Below are 1413 nucleotides of genomic sequence, written 5' to 3' on the forward strand. Positions count from 1 at the left end.
CACCAGCGTCGCCTGCATCAGCGTGCCCCATTGCGCCACCAGCGACTTCGCGATTTCGGACGGGGCGGGAATGATGAAGGCGGATATGGCAAAGATCCGCACCGCGGCTTCCCACAGCACGATCGTCACCAGCAGGAGGATGACAGCCGGCAGCCAGCTGCCGGTCGCCGCACTCCAGCTGGAGGCGAGGCGCGGCTCGGAAAGGTCGATTATGGGTTGGTCGCTCAAGACGCGCCTCCCGGTTGATGGCTGGAGCGCAGCATCGTTCGCAACTGGACCACCAGCCTGACGAACTCCGGATCTTCGGTGACCGACAGGTCGCGCGGGTAAGGCAGCGCAATGTCGAGGCTCTCGGTGATCCGTCCCGGCTTGATCCCCAGCACATGAACATGGCGCGACAGATGGATGGCCTCGTCGATGGAATGGGTGACGAGCACGATCGTCTTGCCGGTCCGCTGCCAGATCTCCAGCAGCGACTGGCCCATCGAATCGCGGGTGATGGCATCGAGCGCGCCGAACGGTTCGTCCATCAGCAGGACCGCCGGATCGAGCGCCAGGGCCCGTGCAATGGCGACCCGCTGCCGCATGCCGCCCGACAGCTCGTTTGGCCGCTTGTGGGCGCTGTCGCCCAGCCCCACCAGTTCCAGCATCTCCTGCCCGCGCGCCCGCAGATCCGAGCGCGAGAGCGACTTGTCGGCGATGCCGAGCAGCATCGAGGCATTGTCGACGGCGTTTTTCCAGGGGAGCAGGTTGGCGTCCTGGAAGACGAGGCCGATCATCCGCTTGCGCGCCGCCTCGACCGGCGCGAGCCCGGCGATCGAAACGCTGCCCTGGGTAGGCTGCACCAGCCCGGCCAGCACCTTGAGCAAGGTGCTCTTGCCACATCCGGAAGGACCGATAAGGGAAACGAATGATCCCTTTGGCACCGAAAGATCGATGTTCCTGAGGATCAGCTGACGGGCCATGACCACCGAAACGCCCTTGGCGGAGATTAGATCGTCATGGCGGATATGGGCCGGCCTGTCGCCGGCGGCTCGGATGGTTTCAATGCGCATGGCTTGTCGCCCCGCGCGCTGTTTTCTGCCGCACCCGCACCATCTTGATGGCGAAGGCGCCCTTCACACAAACAGCCGACCGGTGGAACTCCTCAAACCGGCTGGCCCTGTGCGCACCATGTGACATTGGCTACTCCCGGCCTTCCAGGATGCGCCGCACCGCGACGAGCTTGCGCGCCCGTTCACCTTGCAGCGCCTTTGTCTGCTCGGGCGTGTAGGCAAACATGCCCTCGCCCGACTTGATGCCGAATTTCGACGCAGCCGTCTTCTCCAGAACCATCGGCGCCACATCGTCGCGGTTGGAGAGATCGGCATTCAGGAAGGACGAGACGGATTTGTAGATATCCAGCCCCGCCAT

1 protein-coding gene and 2 pseudogenes are annotated in these 1413 nt (G+C 64.3%); all 3 read right to left on the bottom strand.

Annotated features, from left to right (window positions below; genetic code table 11):
- Positions 1-228, bottom strand: a pseudogene (locus ENZ74_RS31685) (ABC transporter permease); the annotation flags it as partial.
- Complete coding sequence (locus ENZ74_RS31690) at positions 225-1055, bottom strand: ABC transporter ATP-binding protein (RefSeq protein WP_013529863.1); 831 nt, start codon at positions 1053-1055, stop codon at positions 225-227. The gene ENZ74_RS31690 and the pseudogene ENZ74_RS31685, both read right to left, overlap by 4 nt.
- Before the next feature lie 130 nt (positions 1056-1185).
- Positions 1186-1413 (bottom strand): annotated as a pseudogene (locus ENZ74_RS31695) (3-hydroxyacyl-CoA dehydrogenase family protein); the annotation flags it as partial.

Origin of the sequence: Mesorhizobium sp. M7A.F.Ca.CA.002.15.2.1, assembly GCF_003998715.1 — a bacterium.
Taxonomy (GTDB): Bacteria; Pseudomonadota; Alphaproteobacteria; order Rhizobiales; family Rhizobiaceae; genus Mesorhizobium; species Mesorhizobium ciceri.

Coding starts and splice junctions, on each gene's coding strand:
- ENZ74_RS31690 (WP_013529863.1), bottom strand. CDS start 1,055: ATGCGCATTGAAACCATCCGAGCCGCCGGCGACAGGCCGGCCCATATC.